Raw genomic sequence first — 20194 nt, 5'->3', positions numbered from 1 at the left:
AATGCATAAATATTGCATTTAATGCTGTAACAAAGGTTGGCTTTATATGAATAATCCTGTTTCTTCGCGCTCTTTCTTCAATGATCTCGGCTTCGCACAATCCTGGAAAACCGCTCAGGCTTTTGCTGGCGTCACTGGGCGTGTTGCGACCATGAAAGACATTGTCCAGGCTCGCGCCGCCAATGACACCGATAAGGAAGTCTGGAACCGATATTACACCACGACCTCGGCAGAATATATCGGCTTGTCAAAAACGGGCGTTCCGCTTGCAGTCGTCACCCATGGCAACGGACCTCTTTTCACGCCGGAAGATTGGGTGAAAGCTTACGAACAGATCGAAGGCTTTCACCCACAGGACAATGGCTACATCGACATTGCCAGTTTTCACGACCTTGTTGATGGCAAGTTCGGCGACGTGACGATTATCGACCTGTCAGCCTATGCGCCTGATGGAAATCGCAAATTCCGTGAATACCGCACTATGGATGAAGCACTTGATGATCCATGGACGGTGGCACGCATGGGCGGCGACGTTTCGTTGGCAGCATCCTATTTGCAGAATACCATCGACGCGGGCATCATCGAAAACCCTCAAGGAGCAAGCGACATCGTTTTCATTCATGACATTGGCCACGGTGCACTAATGCCTTGCGGAGACGATTGGGCGAGCGTCTGCATCCATAAGAACCTGTCGAATGGAGACCGAAAGCTAGCAGCTGCTCGTCTCCTATCGATTTCGCAACTCTCCAACACCCACGGAGTAGACAAACAAGGTAAGGTTGCTCTGCTTTCGGAAATTGATCATCACGGCCGTTCTAATGGATCACGCTTTGTGGGCATTCGCGGCAGTGCGCTTTCCAGCATCAAGGAAGGCGGCGACATCTCCAACATCGCCAGCAACTCGCCGGAAAAGATCACGGTTCCCCATACGGGTGAAGATGGCCGCACCTTCGAACAGCTACTTGAGCAGGGCGGCAAACTTTATATCCAGACTCGGAAGCAGGGGTGCGTGATGGACAGCGGCTATCCGCTTCATCACCTGAAATCGTCCAGCAAGATCGGCGATGTCGTCAGCGTCAATCTTGGAGAGCCTGCAAGCCCATTCTTCTTCAAGTACGACAATGCTGATGTCCTGCGCCACGCTCCAGAAGGCGCAAATGCCTACCTGACCGTCTCGAAGCATCAGAACGGAGGCGGCCAATCCATTGAGGTCCAGTTCTACCAGATCGAAGCCGACTACGAGACGCGCATTCTAGGTCGCGAGGAGGTCTATGCCGATATCGATCTGCTAATGAAGCTGGTAGCCTGACAAACTAACAGGCTATCAATCTGCTAACCTCACAGACAAACAATTTTGAGCCGCACACGAATGCGCGGCTCTTTGTTTATCAAGTGCTTTAAGACGTTTTGCTACCTGGAAATATTCCATCATCATTCCATCTTGGAATATTGCATGCTGATTTTGCCTGCTAAAACCATTCTCACCAACATAATTGGTTAGTTTTCGAATCTTTACGAAAATTTAAAGGAAGATAATTCGATAGCGACCATGGAAATTCAATCCCATTCAAGGCCTCAATTTCTTGAGGAGAAAGCCTGTTAGATTTATATTTTTTCCTCTGAGAATTGCACCATTCCCCCATTTCGGTCCCGTCTTCAAAAAGTTCTTTATTTTTCCTTCGGGGCCAATCACCAGTATTATTAAAATAAATAGATAGCTCCTCAACTCTTCTATAAAAAACCGCGTCACCCTTCACATGCCAATGGAAACCAATTTCATTTAAGGCATCGATCTGTTTTTGGTTGAGTTTTTGCTTCCTGTATTTTTCACGCAACAAGTTGCACCATTTTCCCATCAATGCACCATCTACAAATTTTTCATCTTTAGTTTTAATTCCGGTTGATGGCCACATTCCATATTTGGCATTGTACTCCTTTATTTCCTTAACCCTAATATCGAAAAGCAATGGAGTCTTGACAGACCACGGAAAACAAATGCTATCTAAACAGTCAATTTCTCTTTGTGACAGTTTGCATTTCTTATATTTTTGACGCTGATCATCACACCATCTGCCAATCTTCGTCCCGTCACTGAATTCAACATCGCTACGTTGGCTAGGAAGTTCATTTTGAAAAGATAGATATTCCATCAGTTCTTCAGCTCTTTTGAAAAAAATTGAGCTATCTACAAAAGCCCACTGGAACCCGATTTCATTTAGAGCATCAATCTGATCTTCAGAGAGTACATTTTTTTTATAATCTTGTCTCCTTGCATCGCACCATGCAACCATTGACGCTCCATTCTCGAACGCCGCATTACTATCATACCTAGGCCAGCTACCGTGTTGGGCAAGGTATGCTCTAAGCTCTTCAACTTTTTTATAAAATATAGAATCGCCTTGAAGGCTCCACTGAAACCCAATCTCATTTAGAGCTGCAATCTGATCTTTAGATAGTTTGTTGTTTCTGAAATTTCGTCTCTGGTGTGAGCACCACTTCCCCATTAATGCCCCATCCCCAAACTTCACGTCACTGGTCCCCTTCGGGAATGCCCCCTTTTCATCCACATATTTCTTAAGTTCCTCAAACCTGGCCCAAAATGACGATGTCAGTCGATCAACAATTCTGGTCTCGATCATATTGAAAAGACGCTCTTCAGAAATCAGCTGCTTCTCATGCGCGAAGCCTGCTTTTGAACCTGCAAAGCTGATGATCTTCCGCAGATTTTCACTCGCCATCTTTTGACGTTCGGTGTCCTTGCTACCACGCGCGGCCCGGACTTCACGCAAGGCATAGGCCAAATTCTCATCTTCCGACATCAATGCACTGATGACTTTCGCCATCGTGCTCAAGGTTTTTGACTCAATGATTTCGTCATCAGCCTGACCGGACTTCAGCGTGACATGAACTGGAAGCGTCACGTACCCATAATCTTTACCCGCTGCCGTACGCATAACGCGTCCGACAGCCTGGACGATATCAACTTCGCTGCTGACGTTGTCGATGAATGCAGCCATGTCGACGCGAGGAATGTCTACGCCTTCCGTTAATACCCGAGAGTTCGTAACAATCGCAGGATTGTCGGTTCCAAGGATAGAAACTCTCCTGGAACGTTCCTTGGTGTTCATGGTGCCGTTCACGTGGTCAACAGACCAGCCTGAAGGCATGATATCACCCAGAACCTTGGCCATGTTCTTTGCGTCCAGCGTGCGACCTTGATAGGTGATAATGTTCGTCGCGCCTGACATTTCCGCAGCTTTTTTGAGCGCTACAACTTTTATCGCAGACTTGTCATCCAGCGTCAGATTGGTCGTCTCCAGATAAGACCTCTGAATCTGTTTCACGTCATCGTCATAGACAACCGATAAAATAATCTTGAACGGAACGATGACCTTATCGGCAACAGCCTTCGCAAATTTGTATTCATGAGCGACAGGGCCATAAATCTCCTGGTTGTCCATCGAATAGGAATAGACTTCCTGATCGGCTTTCTCGCTCTTCGCTGAATTTCGAATACGAGGTGTCGCTGTCATGAACAGACGCTTCGCAATCGGAATGTTTTCGTCACTCAAAGGCAAAGTGAATGCACTCTGATTAACAGCTTCTACGTCGCCAGCAACCGCCGTGCGATGAGCTTCATCGAACAATCCAATGTCGAATGTCTTAATCGCAGAACCAGAGACAGCTTCAGCCAGAACAGGTGACGACTGATAAGTGCAGAACGTGACCTTCAGCTCCTTCTTTTTAGGCTGCTTGTTCAGGAACGTCCGGATATCAGCGACATTCGTCGATGTAGCAAACTTCAGGTCATCAACATGGATATCAGCATTATCTCCCACAATCCGAAGACCGCCGTCGATTGTGGTCGGATCGGAGCAAATTGCCTGAAAGCTGTAATGATTGAGATCCGACATCTCTTCCGCCCAGGCCTCGACCGTCTGTTTCATCAAATTCAGACTGGGCACAAAAACGGCAATGTTGCCGCCATGATTCGCAAAGCGTTCGCGGATGAGCCGAGATGACACAAATGTCTTTCCGGTTCCGCACGCTGAAATGTATTGAATTCGGTCTCCCAGATGATCGAAGCCCAATTCCAAATTCTTGAGAGCTTCAACCTGATCGGGGCGAGGGGTCTTTCGAGTAATGAGCTTTCGATCACCCAAGCGAATGTATTCCAAAATGACTTGGATTCTCTCAGGCGAGAGCGCTGACAGATCATCGTATGTCAGCTTGATCCGTGGCTTGGAGTCTGGGTCTTTATTCTGTTTGTCGATGTTAGCGCCCGTGGTGACAATAATTTCGATGTCAGCCTTCTTTGACTGTGAATAGAATGTCGACAGGCTGCTGAATGACACCGACCCTTTTGTATCGCTTAGAAACTTGTCCTGAACAGCGATAACACGGTCATTGCCGTCTACGAGAACGAGATCGATGCCGTTGTCCTCATCTTTGATGTTCAAGCGCTTCAATACGGTGTTTTTGATGTCTGAAACTTCTGAAGCATCACCAGGCTTAAACGCATACCTGACGTTATAAACCGGATCGGTGATCAGCATTGCATGCACGAACACCTCAAAAAGCCTGCCTTTGACCGCGTCCTGCTGTTTTTGTGAGCCATCCTCAATTCTAGAAATTGCAAGAAAAATGTCCTCGAATGACCTGACTTCATATTTGCTAGAAATTTCACTGTGAAAAAATTGAAATGCGGACGACCTTGCCATTATTCACCTTTAATTTTGTGAATAATAAGGATAAATAAATGGAGGGTTATGTCCACATTTATTTATCCCTTAAGCCCAAGAGTTGGCCGCCACCACGCGCTGAACGCTTTCCCTCCTAAGGTACATGTGTTATCTTGGGCTATTAAACGAGAGAGATCATATGGCAGAACGCAGGGACATTGATCGAAAGGCGTTGCTTGACGCTTTTGATCGTTTGGGCAAAGCAGCAGCAGAGAACGGCACGATTATCGAAATCCTCGTGTACGGAGGATCTGCACTTATGTTTGCAAGCAATTTTAGATACTCTACCGGAGATGTCGATATAGCTTCTTTGGGAGATTCCAAACCTGAATGGTTCGATGCAGCTGTTGCTGAGATTGCAAAAGACATGGGTTTTCAAGAGGAAGAAAACTGGCTGAATGATGCCGTGGATTTTCATCTTAGCCGCCTAGCCACAAAAGACGACGACCACTGGCTGTATAGCACCTTCCCCAGAATTGGTGAGAGCGAGGGAATACGGGTATTCGTCCCCACTGCTGAATACATGTTGGCGCTCAAACTGAAAGCGATGCGAGTTTTAGACCCCTCAAAGGGCGAACAGGAAAAACGTGACATTCAAAATCTGTTGGAAGTGAACAGCGTTCGTGATATAGAGTCCGCAATGGAGATACTTGGAAAGTATTTTCCGGTCTCAGCGAAGCATGACGACAAAAGATTCTTGATGAAACAGCTTTTTAACTTCGAAAGGTCAGAAGACGATGCGCCCTTTTACCCTGTTAGAGGTCTCTGAAAGGGTCCGAAATGGTGCGAATTCTGTTAAGGAATTCTCTGAGTTCCTAGATTATTTCTATGATCGCACCACCCAGGCGCAAATGATTGCTTGTCTTGCCGATGAGCCTCTGATTCTCGACGATCAGCGATTGAACGCTCTCTACGCTGCATCCGCAGACTATTTGTCAAAGAGGTATCGGCTTAGCTTCACACCGAAATGGGTCTATGATCCGAAAAGATTTCTCGATGAGCCTTGGTTTTCAACTACTGAAGAGGACTTGCGAGAGTATCTAACATTCACATCACCTTCGGAGTTCCGCTCCAGAAACATCTTTACAGAAGCTGTCCCTTTACGCAGAGCTAGGACTTGGCAGGCGGAACAGCGCGTCGAGCAGTGGCTGTCTGAGCCGTTGGATCATCCAGTTCATTCTCCAGCGTTCAGCCGTTGAAGTGTTTTGATACCCTTGGGAAAAGCGATGCTCAATGAGATCAAAGCTTCGGCCCCGAGATGCTGTCAGCCATGATCTCATTGAGTTCACAAAGCTCATCGTCATCGTCCACAGCGTCAAAGTCGATCTCGACCGCAGTCCATTCGGCGACCTTGTTCGGGAAGATGCCGCCACGAGGAGCGGAATAGCTGTCTGGATCGTAGGCCTCGTTCCACCAGATACCGTCGACGTCCATCACCTGACGGGCGTAGGCCATGATCAGGTAGTCATCGACGGCTTCAGCCACATCGAAATCGCGGCCGACGATCTGAGACAGCGCGGCTGTCCCGCCGAGGATCGTTACGGGTTCAATCGCCTTGTGATCTTCTGGATGCGGAAGAAGGTCGATATCGCCCTCATACTCACCATCCATGTCGAGTTCTTCGAGCGCTGCCTCTTCGCTTTCGAAATAGGTATAGGCCCACTCATCGTCCTCATTGCACTCCCAGCCCTTGAAGACCTGGCGATCCTCAACAAGGCCATTTGCCTTCCCCCAAGCGACGATCTCAGCGAAGTCATCCGAATTCCTGGTGGCATGCACGTCCACCAGCTGGCCGCCTTCCTTGGTCAGTTCATGGAGGTCGTAGCCGCCGAGCTTCGCAATCTGCTGCCAGGCGTGCGGAGTGACCGAGACGGAGAGGCAATTGCCTTCGTATGAATCTCGATAGTTGCGGCTCCTATCGTCGGCATTCAGCGTACCGATGTGAAATAGGTGGTCAAAAGACAGAATAGGGAGATCAGTCATTCTAATTACTCAGAGCCTGTTATTCTTGGATACGACGAGGGATCGCCATCAACAAGGCAATTGATAGCCAATGAATTGCGAGGTTTTCAGAAAATAGGCCCGATTGGTTCAGATGTAATGCCTGGCATTGTTGACGGCTCACCGTTCCTTCGGTAGCTCGACAAGGGCTGGAGACGCAAAATGATTAATTTGAAAAACCTTTCAAGGCAGGTTTCGCCACCTCCTGGTCCTGGTTCTTACCTTCGGAGGTTGCTCAGATATGCCAATGTGACGCAGGAAACGCTCGCTGACGCGATTGGCACCTCAAGATTTACGATCAACCAGATCGTAACTGGAAAACGATCAGTCACCCCAGGAATGGCTTTGCGTTTGTCGAAGGCGACAGGAACGAGCACCGATATCTGGCTCAACCTGCAGCGCGACGTGGACGTCTGGGAGGCATTTCAGGAGGTAAGGTCTACGATTGATGCTATTGAGCCTATTTGGGCACCCTCGGTCGATATCCAGTTATTTGATCCTGCAGCCGCCGAGGTTGAGCTAATTGCCAACTCGTACTTGGCAAGCAAGTTCCCAGCTTTGGAAGAAGCAAAATCGCCTGCGATCACTGGTGTGGCATCCTCTTATGTATCTGTCTTTTCAGTGGATGCACTGACAAACACCGTCGCCAAATTTGGAGTTGAGGCCGTAAAAAATATTTTGGCTACGTTCGCGACAAGCGTTCGAGAGCTTGAGCACGAAAATGAATTCAAGGTGTATCACTTCGGTTTCGAGGCTTTGGCTGTCATCGTCGGAAAAATAGATGGCAATCCAGTCGATTATTTCGAGGCTCTCTTTGAAGCAGTGCCAACAAGTTATTCATTTGCGGGGCACATAAACAAAATGACCATAACTGGCGGTGTAACCACCTTGGAGACCAAGGACCTGATCCATGATGTTGCCGTAAAGGCTGCCGATCTCATGGAGAACAAACAACGCTTCCGATCAGGCGTTGCCAAACATCTTTGGTCCAATCGGCTCATAGGTCGGGATTAATCCCCGATCCTTAACGGATGGACTTCCCGCAGTTCCGCACCGTGGGCGTCCGCGCAAAGACCGACATCCAGCTGGCCAAAAAGACCAAAGCGACCGTTTCTGCAGGCGTAAGCTATCGCAGGGCATCCAACAGCGTTCGTGGCGGGGGATCTCACGGCTTCAATGGCTCTGACGAGTTCACCATCCACGGTGCTCCGATTGCCAAGGACGCCCTGATGAAGCTGGGATGGACATCCCCGTCTCGAAGAAGTCGAATCAGGCTCAGATCTCTTCGAGGTCGGCATCGCACACGGTCGGGAGCGAGATTCGTTATCAAGTTCTGATGACGGGCCAAGGTCTGAGACCTCAAAAAAGGGCGGCCAAGTGGCCGCCCTTTTTTCCATGTAAGTTCAAGCCGACTTACAGCAGGGCCTCATAGAAAGAGCTGTCTTCAGTGAGCTTGCTAACGAAATCGTCAATTGAATCCGCGATGACCGTAACCTTGCCGTTGTACTCGTTGATGACCTGTCCAGCGGCGGTAATCAGAAAGTAACAAAGGTCGTATCGCTCGAAGAATGGAAGTCCACGCTTGTATGTTTCGAGGTCATCCTCATCCGCATTCTCCAGAATGTCGATGATTTCATCGGGGGACAACATGACGTTGAGTGCGTCTTCATTTACGAGTTCATCGTTCTCATCCCTATTGAAGAACGATGTTCCGTGCTCCACCCAGAAAAGCTTAAGACTTTCTGGAACAAAGACGATTCCCTCCAACCGAGAGATATAGTCTTTATTGACTGGATAGTATTTTGGAACTACAGAGAGTTTCTCACTCATTTCGATTTTCCCTTGTTCAACATTTTACTAAGGGGCGAATTCTTTAGATGGATTTTCCCCATATGATATGGTTTTGGAACAGGTAGCATATTCCAACCCTTATGTGGCCCACCTTTTGATTTGGGGATAATATGATGCCCATCATAGTTATCTCCAATTTTGGCGAGCGGACGACCACCGTTTGGGTTTGGCACTTCCTTTGTATAGCGCGGCCAACTCTCATTGTTGTCCCTTGCCCATTCTTTAAGGGCATCAGTTCTGGTCTTCCCGACGAAATCATCAGGATGTTTTTTTCCTGTATAGCATTTTGGATCTCGCAAGCACTTTTTCAACTCTGTAAGCTGCGATTTGGAAATTTTGCGGCCGGAATATTGTTCCATCTGGCGGATGTAGCGCCTTAGATCGCCCCTGAATTTTGGTGCTTCTTTAACGATCACAGCGGCTCCTTTGGCCGCCTTCCCAACCTTTGCCGCACCTTGAATGGCTTTGTAGGTTGTATATGCACCAACCGCTTTCGAAATTTTCCCCGCTTCCGCAATTTGCGGCATCAACATAGAAGCCGATACGATTGAGGCGATAAAAATATTCTTGAATAACTTCACATCCACCCTCCTTTTGGTCGATTTTGCGCTTAGATAAATAAATAATTAGAACAAGTCAACAAAATTGCATTTTATAAAATAAAAAACGCTTGAAGGGAGGCCTAAATCTTGTAAATAAATAAATGGGGTCAATTCATCGAGGACGAAAAAAATGATTGAAGTCTGCAATTTTGAATTGGATGACGAGACTGGGGCGCTTGTCGAACTATTTTCTAAGAAATGGATGTTGCCCAAAACTGCTGTCCCGACCCTTGCCATCCAGGAAGTCATTGTTCAAGAAGACCCCGAATTCGTCAAACAGCTCAAAACTGGCGAAGAATACCTTCTGCATATCGCCGACAGGTTCGAAAAGAACCCACCAAAAACCAAAAAAGAGAAGCACGAATTCGCTGAAATTCTACGCTACGCCGCTCAGTTCATGACGACGCGCCTTATTCATGCAGCTCCATTCGAAGACGAACGGCCTGCCAAAAACGAGGCTACGGCTTAGGCCCGAATGCTTCCTTGGCATCTTCAGTGAGGATGCCAATCATTGCGATAGCTTCCGCCTCCGTCGTCACGGGCACTAGATCGGTTTCGACTTCACGGTCGCCGAATTCGTCATACTCATAGGCGTAGACCATGTAGCTCTCGTTTTCGCCGTCGCCTTCCTTGCGATATTTGTAGCTGATTGTCATTTTCGACCTCCTTTAATCCCCGAGGACAGCTAAGGCACATCGGCGCATTAAACGCCAGACCTAAATTCGGTTCGCGGGTTAGGTTCGAATGTTTCCTTGAGGTATTCAGTGAGGATGCCAGCCCTTGCGATTACTTCGTATTCGACAGCTACTAAAGCTTATTGGACGGTGTGCCTAGGTCGAATTTCGGCCGACAGAATACTCCTGTTTTGATCACCTAATCTCCCGCGTAGTCCCATTGTTAAGCCTTCAAAGTATTGAAAAGGCTTAACAATTCCGAAGAAGACTTTCTCGTGATTGAGCGCCCCTTTAAATCGGAAATCATGAAAGCTTGATTTCCTATGACTATATGGCTACTCTCTATATTGTTACTGCTAATTCCGGCAGCGCGACGAATTAAGGAGGGTATTATCATGCAAGCGTCAGAAGGAGTCAAGAAACGAGCCAAATTGCCATTCAACCAGATTATAATCTTCATTATTATAATGATGGCGCAGTTTCTCATTACTGGTTCTGCTATTCTCGACAGGGTCAAGTTCGATATTAAATTTCAAGCCGAGTATAGCTCTCCAAGATAAGTCAGAGGTACTTTGAAATGACGGACATGGATCGATGACATCAAGACCATTTTAATTTAAGGAGTGCGAGCTTTTCTAACTCCTTAAATACGTCAATCCCGTTGTCTCACGGCTTGTGGCTTCACTCACAATTATTTGCACCTTAAGGCCTGCATAAGGTTCACATTTCAAGCTATATTCGTATCGCCAACCTTACAGGACGAATTATGCGAATTTTTATTTCAGCACTGGCCGTACTCGGATTTATGTCCATTGCGCAGGCCGCCGACCCGCTTCCGACCGATGAAGCTTTTCGTCTTTCCGTCAAATACGGGAATGACGGCATCACGTTCAATTGGAACATCGCTGACGGGTATTATCTTTATCGGGATCACATCGACGCCAAACAAGGCGACGAAACTCTCAGGGTTTATAGCGAACCTGGTGTCCAGAAAGACGACCCGAACTTCGGCCAGACCGAAATCTATCACAGCTTTGCAACGGCCTCATTAACACCATCGCAGTCCGGCCCCATCATTCTACAGTATCAGGGGTGCCAGGACGAAGGTATTTGCTATCCGCTTCAGACTCGCATTATCGATCCCGCTACACTCGAAGTCACGAAGCCGAGCAGCTCGGACAAATTCTCCAGCTTCACCTTCAAGCCATCGACCAGGGCCGCAGCGGCATCGTCCGAGGCAAAGCCGGATATCAAGGTCGAAGGGCCAGCAATCGAAGTGTCCAAGGAGAAGGGGCTTGTTCAGTCGCTCCTCGACGACGGGAACGAAGCCTTCGTCATCCTGTCATTCTTGCTCTTCGGCATCCTTTTGGCGCTTACGCCCTGCGTATTCCCCATGTACCCGATCATGGCGTCCGCTCTGGCTCGCGAGGGCGACAAGCTGACGCCCCAGCGCGGGTTCGTACTCTCGTCAATCTACGTCGTCTCTCTGGCATTCGCATTCGCACTCGTTGGCGCGATTGCAGGTTTCTCTGGACAGAACCTCCAAATGGTTCTGCAGTCGCCCTACACGGCAGGCATAGTCGCCACGATCTTCGGCGTGCTCGCGCTCTCCATGTTCGGCCTGTTCGATCTCCAGCTGCCATCCAGGTGGACAAGTGTCATTCACTCGAAGACCAGCGGTACCCGTGGCGGAAAACGCTCTGCGGCCATTCTAGGCTTCTCCTCTGCCCTGATTGTCGGCCCCTGTGTCACAGCCCCTCTGGCTGGCGCACTTCTGTTCATTGCTCAGACTGCCAACGTCGCTCTCGGTGCGGCCGCACTCTTCGCGCTCGGCATCGGCAAAGGCATTCCGCTCATCATCATGAGCACAATCGGCGGCTCGATCCTGCCGCGTGCAGGCGTATGGATGGAAAATGTGAAGCGCATCTTCGGCTTTGCCTTCATCGGCAGCGCGATCTGGATGGCGGCTCCGCTCCTCCCAATCGGCATAGATCTGCTCCTTTGGGCAATCCTTGCTCTGGCCATCGCCGCATTCCTGCTCAGCGAGAGCTGGAAGACCATCAATGCCAAGATCATCGCCCGTGCCATCGGTGCGGCCGCACTGATCTATGGAGCTACCCTGATCGTCGGATTTTTCAGCGGCGGCACAGATCCGCTGAAGCCTCTAGATCGTCTCGGCGGCGGCGCATCTGTTCAGATTGCCGCCCTGCAGTGGACGGCAGTGACGTCGATCAGCGAACTGGAGGCTAAACTTCAGTCCTCAAACAAACCATCACTCATCAACATTACAGCTGAGTGGTGTGCGTCATGCTTTACGATTGAGCGGCGCGTGCTGACAGATAATGCCGTACAAACCGCTCTAAGTGGATTTCAATTGATCAAATTCGATCTAACTCATTTAAGTGAGGAAAAACGGAATTTGATGAAACAACTAAATGTCGTTGGGCCGCCTACGATGATCTTTTTTGATTCCGAGGGGAGGGAGCGGAAAGGGACGCGTTTGTTAGGTGATATTACTATCGAACATATAATCTCCAGTGCCTCCCGTTAGGCTTGGTTTAATGCATTCGCAAGAGTTTAGTAGTCATAACAACGTGAATTTCTATGTGCGACTGATATCTAAAATCCATATAGGATATCAAAATCTGTGAGACACGCCGTGCATCACTCAGCCGTGAAGTACTTCTAAATCCTTATAGGAAAAAATAGTGAGATCGATACAAAGATAGCGTGACAAAAGATGAATTTCAAGCTACAACCACTCACGGAATGTGTAGTAGCTAAAAGCTAGCTTAGGCCGATAGGCGAGGTGAGGGCAGAAACGATTATATATTGCCAACACCTCACGCTAATTCTTCAACGCACTCAGCCTAGGGAGGGAGACTTGTCAGGCAGCTGATTTCTCAACAACTGAGCGGTAGTCTCGATGTGCCCAGCCACGAATTCGAGCTGTTCACTCCAAGCACCATCATCATCAAAAGACGCCCATTCTTTGTCTTCATGGACGTCAATAGCCTCCAGAAAGTCGATATCATCGTCTGTTCCCACTCGAAGACAAATATAACCAGCGTCTTTCTGATCTTCATCCACGGCAGGGCCAACCATCGTCAAAAATGCGTGGAAAATTTGATCGTCTTCACCCTCAATTTCAAACATGAAACCGACTTCATTCAAGTCACCTTCATAGTCCCGAATCTCGATATCTGTGCCAACTTTCTCAGCCAGAGACTCGATGATTCCCTTCAAATCTGCACGAATGGTGCTAAATCGCTGCTCAAATGTCGGCATCTCAATAGAGGCCAACGCCTGCTGCTTAGCTTGTTCCTTAATGCGCTGCCGACGATTTCTCTCGTAAATTTTCCTCTTCTCTCGAACAACAACCGGATCTTTCTTGTAAGGAGATGACGGAACTCGACCTTTACCCAAAATAATCTCGTTGTAATAACGCGAAACCGTTGCTTGACTGATTTCGAATTCGTTCGAGACCTCTTGCTGGGTAGCGCCTTCATTAAAGCGCTGCTTCATTCGAACGATCTGTTCTTCGCTCAACGCTGGAGGTCGTCCGCCCTTACGGCCAGAATTTTTCAAAATTGTATTCGTGCGCTCATTCTGAACTTGAGTTTCAATCGACGAGATCATCTCCAATACGAACATTTCGTTGCTGTTCGCCTTAAAGGACGTTGGCCTTACCAAGGGTTGCTCGTAATTACTTACAAATACGGGAGGTCGAACAACAGTGATGAAAGCCCCCTTCTGGATAGCCTTTGAACAACAATCATAAAACTTCCGCGCGGACCCCGCAACGCGATCTGGTGCGGCGACGATCAATTCGTCGCCATTCTCCAATTTGTCTAGCAACAGCTCAAGCTCTGGATATGACTGCGCTGAAATTGCGATTTGTTCTATAACAAAATTCACAGCTGAGATTTTGCTATCTCTCTCTTTCATGAGATTTCGAACGATAACCCCCTGTTCTTTAAACTGTTCATCTGTGTCGATTAATGAGCGTCTAAGGTATCCATAAATCATTTTAGGCCTCTCTATGATTGCAGTAATCTATATACTAAACCATAATTCACATTCGCCGTCAAATTAAAAATCATATTTCATGTTTTAAATGAAAAATTGAATGGCGCGACGAAGCCCAAATGAAGAATGTCTGCCTTGAGATTTCCAATATCGGGAAGTAAGTGATCAAGCCAAATGGAAGGGCGGAAACATGTCAGGGTACGAGGGGGGTGACTCAGGTGATGTCAAAAGCGTCGCCCAATAATTCGGCGGATTGGAAATCGGAATTTCTCTGGCCAATAATCCTTTGGAAGGGGAGGGCCATGACTGAATTATTTGCAAAATTTCTAAAACAAATTGTCGAAGAGCATTTCACTCGCAGGAATGCAACTAATCTGGCGATCCTCGTGCTTTTTTGTTTTGGCGTATGGCTCCCATCTCAATACGAATACGAAGGAATTATTCCAGAGCCAAATACCGACAGGCGTAAGGTGAACGGACAGTATCTTGTCTCGGATTGTCGTTTTCCGCGCCAGCCGACCTCTATGGAGAAAATATTTTTTTTTATTCGGGGAATTACCTGAAGGAAAAGAAAGCTCCGACTTTGGATTTTTGAAGAAGGATGCTCGAAATAGAGCACAAAATGAAAGGTTCTCAACATGCGTGATGAAAATTTCGAAGTTAAAATTAGCAGGCAAAAAAACAAGGGTTCGCGACCAAAACGACCGTTAACGAAGCGCACGAAGGCTGTCATCTACATTCTTGTATTCGTGGCTGTATTCATTCCGATGGGACTAAAAAACCCTTGCGAGGACGGCATCCCATTTAGATCTAGAATAGCGGCACTTGCCTTATCTCCGGCGTTTGCCAAGTGTCCAAGCAACCCTCTTGGTAGATTAGTCACATTTTATCTGACAAAACACTCTCCGATTTGGCGCTTTTTCAATCAAAAGGGCGCGACGGACATAGATCGTACCGAAGTCAATCCATGGCACAACCCAAAATTCTAAATGGCACACCGGAGATTTGAATTTGGCCCCCTTGCATCCAATAATTGGCTCTAAGGAGGGTAAGATGGAAAATGATAATCCAAAGCAAGGTAAATCAGCCTATCGGCTGCCAAAAGCCAAAATTTTGATGGCAGTTTCGTTTGCTGTGGCTCTATGTGTCGCTCCTCAGTTTTTTCGGTATGAAGGACTTCCCACTAACGACAGTGTGCCCTCAAAGTTTAAGGGGAAGGTTGCATTCTGCTTTACATCCCGGATGCCTACGCCGTACGAAAAGATTCATCTATTCTACACAGGTCGAGCAAAGTGGCCGTGGCGCTAAAGCGGTTGTATCGATGCCTTGGACATCTTCAACACCCATCCGGTTGTGCCGTTCCAAAACCGTCGTTTCGATATTGGCGATCAACTTCGCACTCGCTTCCCAAGCGATGTAGGCCGCTGGAAACGTCGGTATGTGAAACATAGATCGCAATTCAATATGGCTCAATAAAGCATAACCAAATTTATAATCGGGTGCTGTGGCTAAGCATTCGTGAGAGCCAGGTTTCCCCCTTGCATTTGTGCCATGGTTCGCTCTATTGGCTTTAGCATGCAATAGTTTGTGCCGGGGGGTGCATTTTTTGAGCGCGAGTAAGGACGGACTTAGCCAGTTTTGGGCAAAGGCCAAGCAAGCTGGGCATCCATTCCAGTCTTCAACCTACATCTTCCCAAGTCTCGACGTCGCGAAGGTCGAAAAGAAGCTCGACATCCATCGTGAAGCTGCGGCGAGGGGAGCCGAAGAGCAACCCGATGAGGCCGCGCAGTCGCTCGACGGAAAAGAACTTGAGATCATCCAGCTCGTCGAGGACGCCAAGAACGACGCCTATCAGAATCTGGAAGACCAGCTTCAGGTGTTTTCGCAGCGACTGACCAACCTGGATTTCCAAGGCCAGTTTTCAGAGATCGAACTCAGCAATGCCAACGCGGTCTCCAGCTTCAAGGCCGAGGTCGTCAAAGGAAAAGCCGAGCTTCACGACCTCAGGCAAAAGCTGTCGGACGCGACGCGGTCGTACAATGCCTTCAAAGCCAAGCACAAGATCACGCGTGCTCCACAGGTCACGGCCACGCACTGGTTCGTATTGAAAATCGCCATCCTGGTCGCCATCCTAGTCTTCGAGTTCATCGGCAACGGCTATTTCCTTTCCAAGGGCAATGAACTTGGCCTGGTTGGCGGCTTCACACAAGCAATGCTCTTTGCCTTTGTGAACATTGGCTTCACACTCTTTTTTGCCTTGGTATGCGTCAGGCGCATCTACCTGCCTTCGTTCTTCCAGAAATTGGTCGGCGTCGGCTCAATCGCGCTCTACGGATGCTTCGCCCTCGCTCTCAACCTGTTCCTCGCTCATTATCGCGAGGTTTCGGGAACGACATTCGAGGAGGCGGGCAGGGCGGCACTTGCGCAAGCCATCGCAAATCCAGTTGGCCTTCAAGACATTGAGTCATGGCTCCTGTTCGCAGCAGGCTTGCTGTTCTCTCTTATCGCATTCGTCGACGGATGGTCCCTGACCGATCCTTATCCTGGTTTAGCAAAGGCCTATAAGCAGATGCTGGCTGCTCGTGCCGAATACACGGAGCGGCAGGCCGAGCTGATCGATGAGCTGACCAGCGTGAGAGACAACCACGAAACGAAGGTCAAGGAGATCATCGAAAGCCTCAACGACCGCCGTGCTCAGCATAATGATATTACGGCTCACCGCGCAAAGATGCTTTCTCTGTTCACCACATATCAGGAGAACCTTGAGCGGGCGGCCAATACCCTGCTCAAGACCTACCGTGAGGCGAACAGAAAGGCGCGCAAGACGCCAACCCCGAAATACTTCGAGCAGTCGTACAAGCTGGTACGCGTCAAACCCAGCATGGACGGCTCTGTCGAGTTGACCAGCCAAGAGATTGGGCAGGCCATCCGCCAAACGCAGATCCAGCTTAGCTCTCAGATCAAGGAGATCACAAAACTCTGCTCTGAGGGCATCGACCAGTACCACGAACTCGACAAGCTCTATCCGGACGAAGCCTATGGCTAAGAAACGCAGAGGCAAAAAGAAAAGCCATATCGGCGCATACATGCTGGCCGGAGGCCTGTTCGCGGCCAGTGCAGCCGTTTTGGGTGGGATTGGGTATCTTTATAATGCGGCCTCCAAGGAAGCCGACATCAATAAGGAGACGCTGTGCCCAACATCGGGGCCAACGGCGGTGACAGCCTTCCTTATCGACACCACAGACCCGCTCTCTGACACGACGCTCCTCGACCTCAGGACAAACTTTCAGAAGACTTCGGCATCTATACCTGTCGGCTCCCTGCTCGAAATTTATGCCCTCACCGACAAGCCAGGGGACCTGAAGAAGCTATTCGGCCGCTGCAATCCAGGCGACGCCTCCAATGTCAGTGAATGGACGGCAAATCCGCGCCTCAGGCAAAAGAGGTGGCAGGAGCTGTTCAAGAACATCCTCGACCAGGTGGCGGAAGATTTGCCGAAGGCTGAAGGCGGGGAAGCGTCCCCGATCATGGCCGGAATCCAGAAGATCAAGCTCGCGGTTTTCGACCAGTACGATGCACACGACATCCCCAAGCAGTTGCTCATTGCCTCGGATATGATCGAGCACACGCCTTCTTACTCGCAATACAAGTCGGGCATCGACTATGCGACGTACAAGAAGAGCGCGGCACGCACCGAGTTCGCTACCTCGCTCAAGGGGATCGAAATCGGGATTTGGTACATTGATCGCCGCAACAGGAAATTCGGCAGCATTGAGCACAATGAATTTTGGGCCAAATGGGTGGTAGACAATGGGGGCGAGTTTCTCTCTCCAATTCGTCTGGAGGGCATGAATTGAACAGCGTCATCAACAGGCTGAGCGTTTTCAGCTATCGCAACCTGCCCTTGATTGTGTTCGTGATCCTGACCCTCGGTGGATGCATCTTTATTGTGTTCGCCAAGTTTACAGGGATGAATCTGGTTGTTGCCACGGCCGTTCCAGTCGCGCTCGTATTCGCCTATCTCGCGCTTGCATGGATGTTCTCAGCCATTCGCCTCCACGATGAGCAAACAGGCGACAACCTCTATTACATGGGCTTCCTGTTTACCCTCGCGAGTTTGGGAGCGTCCCTGTTTCTCTACACCAGAGAAAGTTCGATTGATGACGTTGTGCGCAACTTCGGCATCGCTATTAGCTCCACGATAACCGGAATAGCGCTCCGGATTTTTTACAACCAGACACGACGCGACGTTATCGAAATTGAACGTGCCACTCGCCACGATCTTGCAGCGGTAGCCCGCCGTGTTCGCACCGAACTGGAATCCTCCACACGCGAATTTGCATCTCTTCGGCGTGCTAATAATCAGCTCATTAATGAAGGCTTCGAGGGTGTAGTCAAACAGGTAAACAAAACCGGAGAACGGATTTCCAGCACCGTCACGAAGCTCGCGGAATCCTCTCTGAAACCGATTGAGCAGGTCTCGGAGAAATTCACTGGCATCGTCGACACGAGCCTTAAATCGATCACGTCCAAACTAGGCGATGTCGGCACTAAACTCGATGAGGTCGGCTCCAAAATCGATGAGTCCGGCAACGCCCTGTCGAAAACGAACCAGTCAATGGTCACGGCGGCCGAGGCACTGACCCGACAATTCGAGACCATTGTCAAAAAGCTCGAAGCCGTTTCTATTCCTGACGGGGTCCTGAAGGATGAGATGGCACCCATCATCAAAGATCTTCGCCAAACCATGGAAGAGCAGGCGGCGCAGAACGAGGCATTTGCCAAGGAACAATCCGCCCGAATCGAGGCCCTACTCGGTTCCATCAACACGATCAGCGAGGCGGTTACGAAGAACGTTCAGAATTCTGATCGGCTGATCCAATCAAACGAGACCCTTTCACAGCAGGTCAAAGAGCAACATTCCCAGATAGACAAGCTCATTAAGGAGCAAAGCACTCAGATCGATAAGCTCATTCGCGAACAGGCCGAAGCGAGGCTGAAGACCGAAACAATCGTTGTTCCTCAACCCGAACTGACAGCGGAACCGCGTATCGTCGAGGCGAACGGCTCACAACCAGATGCGCCACAGAGCGAGGGTGAAAGCGCCACAGAAGTCAAAGAGCGCAAATCCTGGTGGAATCTCCGATGAGTGACACCTCGATCCAAAGCAGCACTCCGGTTAGCGAACATCGTGGTTACAATCGCGGTCTGATCCTTGGCCTGACTATGGCCGAGTCCATGCTCCTGCTCGTTTTCTGCCTTTTGCTGATCACTGGCGCGATTATCGTCAAAGAGAAGGAGCGTGCGCAACAAGCGGAAGCCTCACTTGAGAACGCAAAAGCGGAACTCGTGAAGCTCACCGAAGAGCGCAATAACCTGATCAAGGTCGCTCTCAATAATACCAAATCCGAGGACACCTGGCGCAAACTCGTTCTTGCTCAACAGCAGATGGACGAAATCACGCGCGTCAAGCTAGTGCCCGAAGAGCTGACCAAAAATGCAGCCGTCATTCGTGCCGCTATCGATCAGAAGATCACACCGGAAGACATCGCCCAGATCGAGAAGCTGAAAGCGGATTCCAAAGCTCTGAGTGAGATCGACGTAGATCCAGAGCGACTCAAAGAACTTCTCGCGGCCATCAACTTGCTGGAGTCAATCCTATCGGAAGAAACTCCGCTTGAGGACCAGATCATGGAAATGGTGGCACTAGCCGAAAAAGGGAAAGCGACGGAAGGCAGCAAACCTCACGAATGGCCGCCCATTATCAACCTTAGCGAGACCAAGGACTACTATTTCAAGAGTGGTAGCGCGGAACTCAGCCCCGCATTTCGGCAACTGCTGCAAGATAAGACAGCTCACCAAATCATCGGCATCGCCAAGAAATACGGTGTCGATGTCGTCGAGGTCATCGGGCACACCGACGAACAACGGATCAACGGCGTGCGCTCAAATCTCGACACCGAGATATCGAGCGTCCTGAATAGCTCTAAAGACATCGCAGTCCTGAAGCCTGGCGACAATGCGGGCCTCGGCCTCGCTCGTGCGCTCGCAGTCACTCAGGTCCTGAGTTCGCTTCCTGAGTTGCGGGGGCTGACAATCCTGCCGATGTCCGGTGCACAGCTAACACTCCCCAGCGACCAGCTGACAGACGGCAAGGACGCAGGAAGCAGTGAGGGAAGACGCAGGATCGAGATCCGAGTGCGAAAGCGCAACGAGATCGCGACCGAACCAGGAACAACCGGACAACCAGTGCGGCTCGTGAAACCGTCTGAGACGGACTGAACCCGAAAGAACT

The 20194-nt window shown here is 49.3% G+C and carries 17 protein-coding genes; 11 read left to right on the top strand and 6 right to left on the bottom strand.

Annotated elements, in window-relative coordinates:
• The first annotated feature begins 46 nt into the window (after nt 1-46).
• Complete coding sequence (locus QU595_RS11105; RefSeq protein WP_315921842.1) at nt 47-1309, top strand: hypothetical protein; 1263 nt, start codon at nt 47-49, stop codon at nt 1307-1309.
• Between the two features lie 172 nt (nt 1310-1481).
• Here the strand turns inward: QU595_RS11105 and QU595_RS11100 are convergent, their stop codons facing one another.
• Nucleotides 1482-4721, bottom strand: coding sequence for a DEAD/DEAH box helicase (locus QU595_RS11100; protein WP_315921840.1), 3240 nt, complete (start codon nt 4719-4721; stop codon nt 1482-1484).
• A gap of 160 nt (nt 4722-4881) precedes the next feature.
• Between QU595_RS11100 and QU595_RS11095 the strand changes: the two genes are divergently transcribed.
• On the top strand, nt 4882-5511 hold the full coding sequence (locus QU595_RS11095; protein ID WP_315921838.1) for a hypothetical protein: 630 nt from the start codon (nt 4882-4884) through the stop codon (nt 5509-5511).
• The gene (locus QU595_RS11090) at nt 5480-5941 is read left to right on the top strand and encodes a hypothetical protein (protein ID WP_315921836.1); all 462 of its coding nucleotides are present in this window, start codon (nt 5480-5482) and stop codon (nt 5939-5941) included. The genes QU595_RS11095 and QU595_RS11090 overlap by 32 nt, the downstream gene beginning before the upstream one ends.
• A gap of 40 nt (nt 5942-5981) precedes the next feature.
• Here the strand turns inward: QU595_RS11090 and QU595_RS11085 are convergent, their stop codons facing one another.
• Nucleotides 5982-6725 (bottom strand): hypothetical protein, encoded by a 744-nt coding sequence (locus QU595_RS11085; protein ID WP_315921834.1) that lies wholly within the window; start codon nt 6723-6725, stop codon nt 5982-5984.
• 180 nt (nt 6726-6905) lie between these two features.
• On the opposite strand from QU595_RS11085, the gene QU595_RS11080 reads away from it, so the two are divergent.
• The gene (locus tag QU595_RS11080; RefSeq protein WP_315921831.1) at nt 6906-7757 is read left to right on the top strand and encodes a HigA family addiction module antitoxin; all 852 of its coding nucleotides are present in this window, start codon (nt 6906-6908) and stop codon (nt 7755-7757) included.
• 399 nt (nt 7758-8156) lie between these two features.
• Here QU595_RS11080 and QU595_RS11075 read toward each other — a convergent pair whose 3' ends face one another.
• Nucleotides 8157-8573: a hypothetical protein gene (locus QU595_RS11075; RefSeq protein WP_315921829.1), complete on the bottom strand. Its 417-nt coding sequence runs from the start codon at nt 8571-8573 to the stop codon at nt 8157-8159.
• Entirely contained in the window at nt 8570-9175 is a 606-nt protein-coding gene (locus QU595_RS11070; RefSeq protein WP_315921827.1) for a hypothetical protein, read from the bottom strand. The genes QU595_RS11075 and QU595_RS11070 overlap by 4 nt, the downstream gene beginning before the upstream one ends.
• 151 nt (nt 9176-9326) lie before the next feature.
• Here QU595_RS11070 and QU595_RS11065 point away from each other — a divergent pair, with 151 nt between their 5' ends.
• Nucleotides 9327-9665 carry a hypothetical protein gene (locus QU595_RS11065; protein ID WP_315921825.1) on the top strand — a complete coding sequence of 113 codons (339 nt, stop codon included), beginning with the start codon at nt 9327-9329 and terminating at the stop codon, nt 9663-9665.
• Here the strand turns inward: QU595_RS11065 and QU595_RS11060 are convergent.
• Nucleotides 9655-9852: a hypothetical protein gene (locus QU595_RS11060; protein ID WP_315921823.1), complete on the bottom strand. Its 198-nt coding sequence runs from the start codon at nt 9850-9852 to the stop codon at nt 9655-9657. The genes QU595_RS11065 and QU595_RS11060 overlap by 11 nt on opposite strands.
• Before the next feature lie 784 nt (nt 9853-10636).
• On the opposite strand from QU595_RS11060, the gene dsbD reads away from it, so the two are divergent.
• Nucleotides 10637-12421 carry a protein-disulfide reductase DsbD gene (gene dsbD / locus QU595_RS11055; protein ID WP_315921821.1) on the top strand — a complete coding sequence of 595 codons (1785 nt, stop codon included), beginning with the start codon at nt 10637-10639 and terminating at the stop codon, nt 12419-12421.
• Nucleotides 12422-12735: 314 nt separating this feature from the next.
• Here the strand turns inward: dsbD and QU595_RS11050 are convergent, their stop codons facing one another.
• Complete coding sequence (locus QU595_RS11050) at nt 12736-13899, bottom strand: helix-turn-helix domain-containing protein (RefSeq protein ID WP_315921819.1); 1164 nt, start codon at nt 13897-13899, stop codon at nt 12736-12738.
• Between the two features lie 302 nt (nt 13900-14201).
• Here QU595_RS11050 and QU595_RS11045 point away from each other — a divergent pair, with 302 nt between their 5' ends.
• From QU595_RS11045 to QU595_RS11025, 5 genes are all read left to right on the top strand, one after another.
• Nucleotides 14202-14462, top strand: coding sequence for a hypothetical protein (locus tag QU595_RS11045; protein ID WP_315921817.1), 261 nt, complete (start codon nt 14202-14204; stop codon nt 14460-14462).
• 1043 nt (nt 14463-15505) lie between these two features.
• Complete coding sequence (locus tag QU595_RS11040; RefSeq protein ID WP_315921815.1) at nt 15506-16945, top strand: hypothetical protein; 1440 nt, start codon at nt 15506-15508, stop codon at nt 16943-16945.
• Nucleotides 16938-17756: a hypothetical protein gene (locus tag QU595_RS11035; protein WP_315921813.1), complete on the top strand. Its 819-nt coding sequence runs from the start codon at nt 16938-16940 to the stop codon at nt 17754-17756. Before QU595_RS11040 ends, QU595_RS11035 begins: the two co-directional genes overlap by 8 nt.
• Nucleotides 17753-19048: a hypothetical protein gene (locus tag QU595_RS11030; protein WP_315921811.1), complete on the top strand. Its 1296-nt coding sequence runs from the start codon at nt 17753-17755 to the stop codon at nt 19046-19048. Before QU595_RS11035 ends, QU595_RS11030 begins: the two co-directional genes overlap by 4 nt.
• The gene (locus QU595_RS11025; RefSeq protein ID WP_315921809.1) at nt 19045-20181 is read left to right on the top strand and encodes a hypothetical protein; all 1137 of its coding nucleotides are present in this window, start codon (nt 19045-19047) and stop codon (nt 20179-20181) included. The genes QU595_RS11030 and QU595_RS11025 overlap by 4 nt, the downstream gene beginning before the upstream one ends.
• Nucleotides 20182-20194: the final 13 nt, after the last annotated feature.

It is taken from the genome of Mesorhizobium sp. SP-1A, from assembly GCF_032460275.1.
Classification (GTDB): domain Bacteria; phylum Pseudomonadota; class Alphaproteobacteria; order Rhizobiales; family Rhizobiaceae; genus Mesorhizobium.
This window is presented reverse-complemented; position numbering and strand designations above follow the sequence as displayed.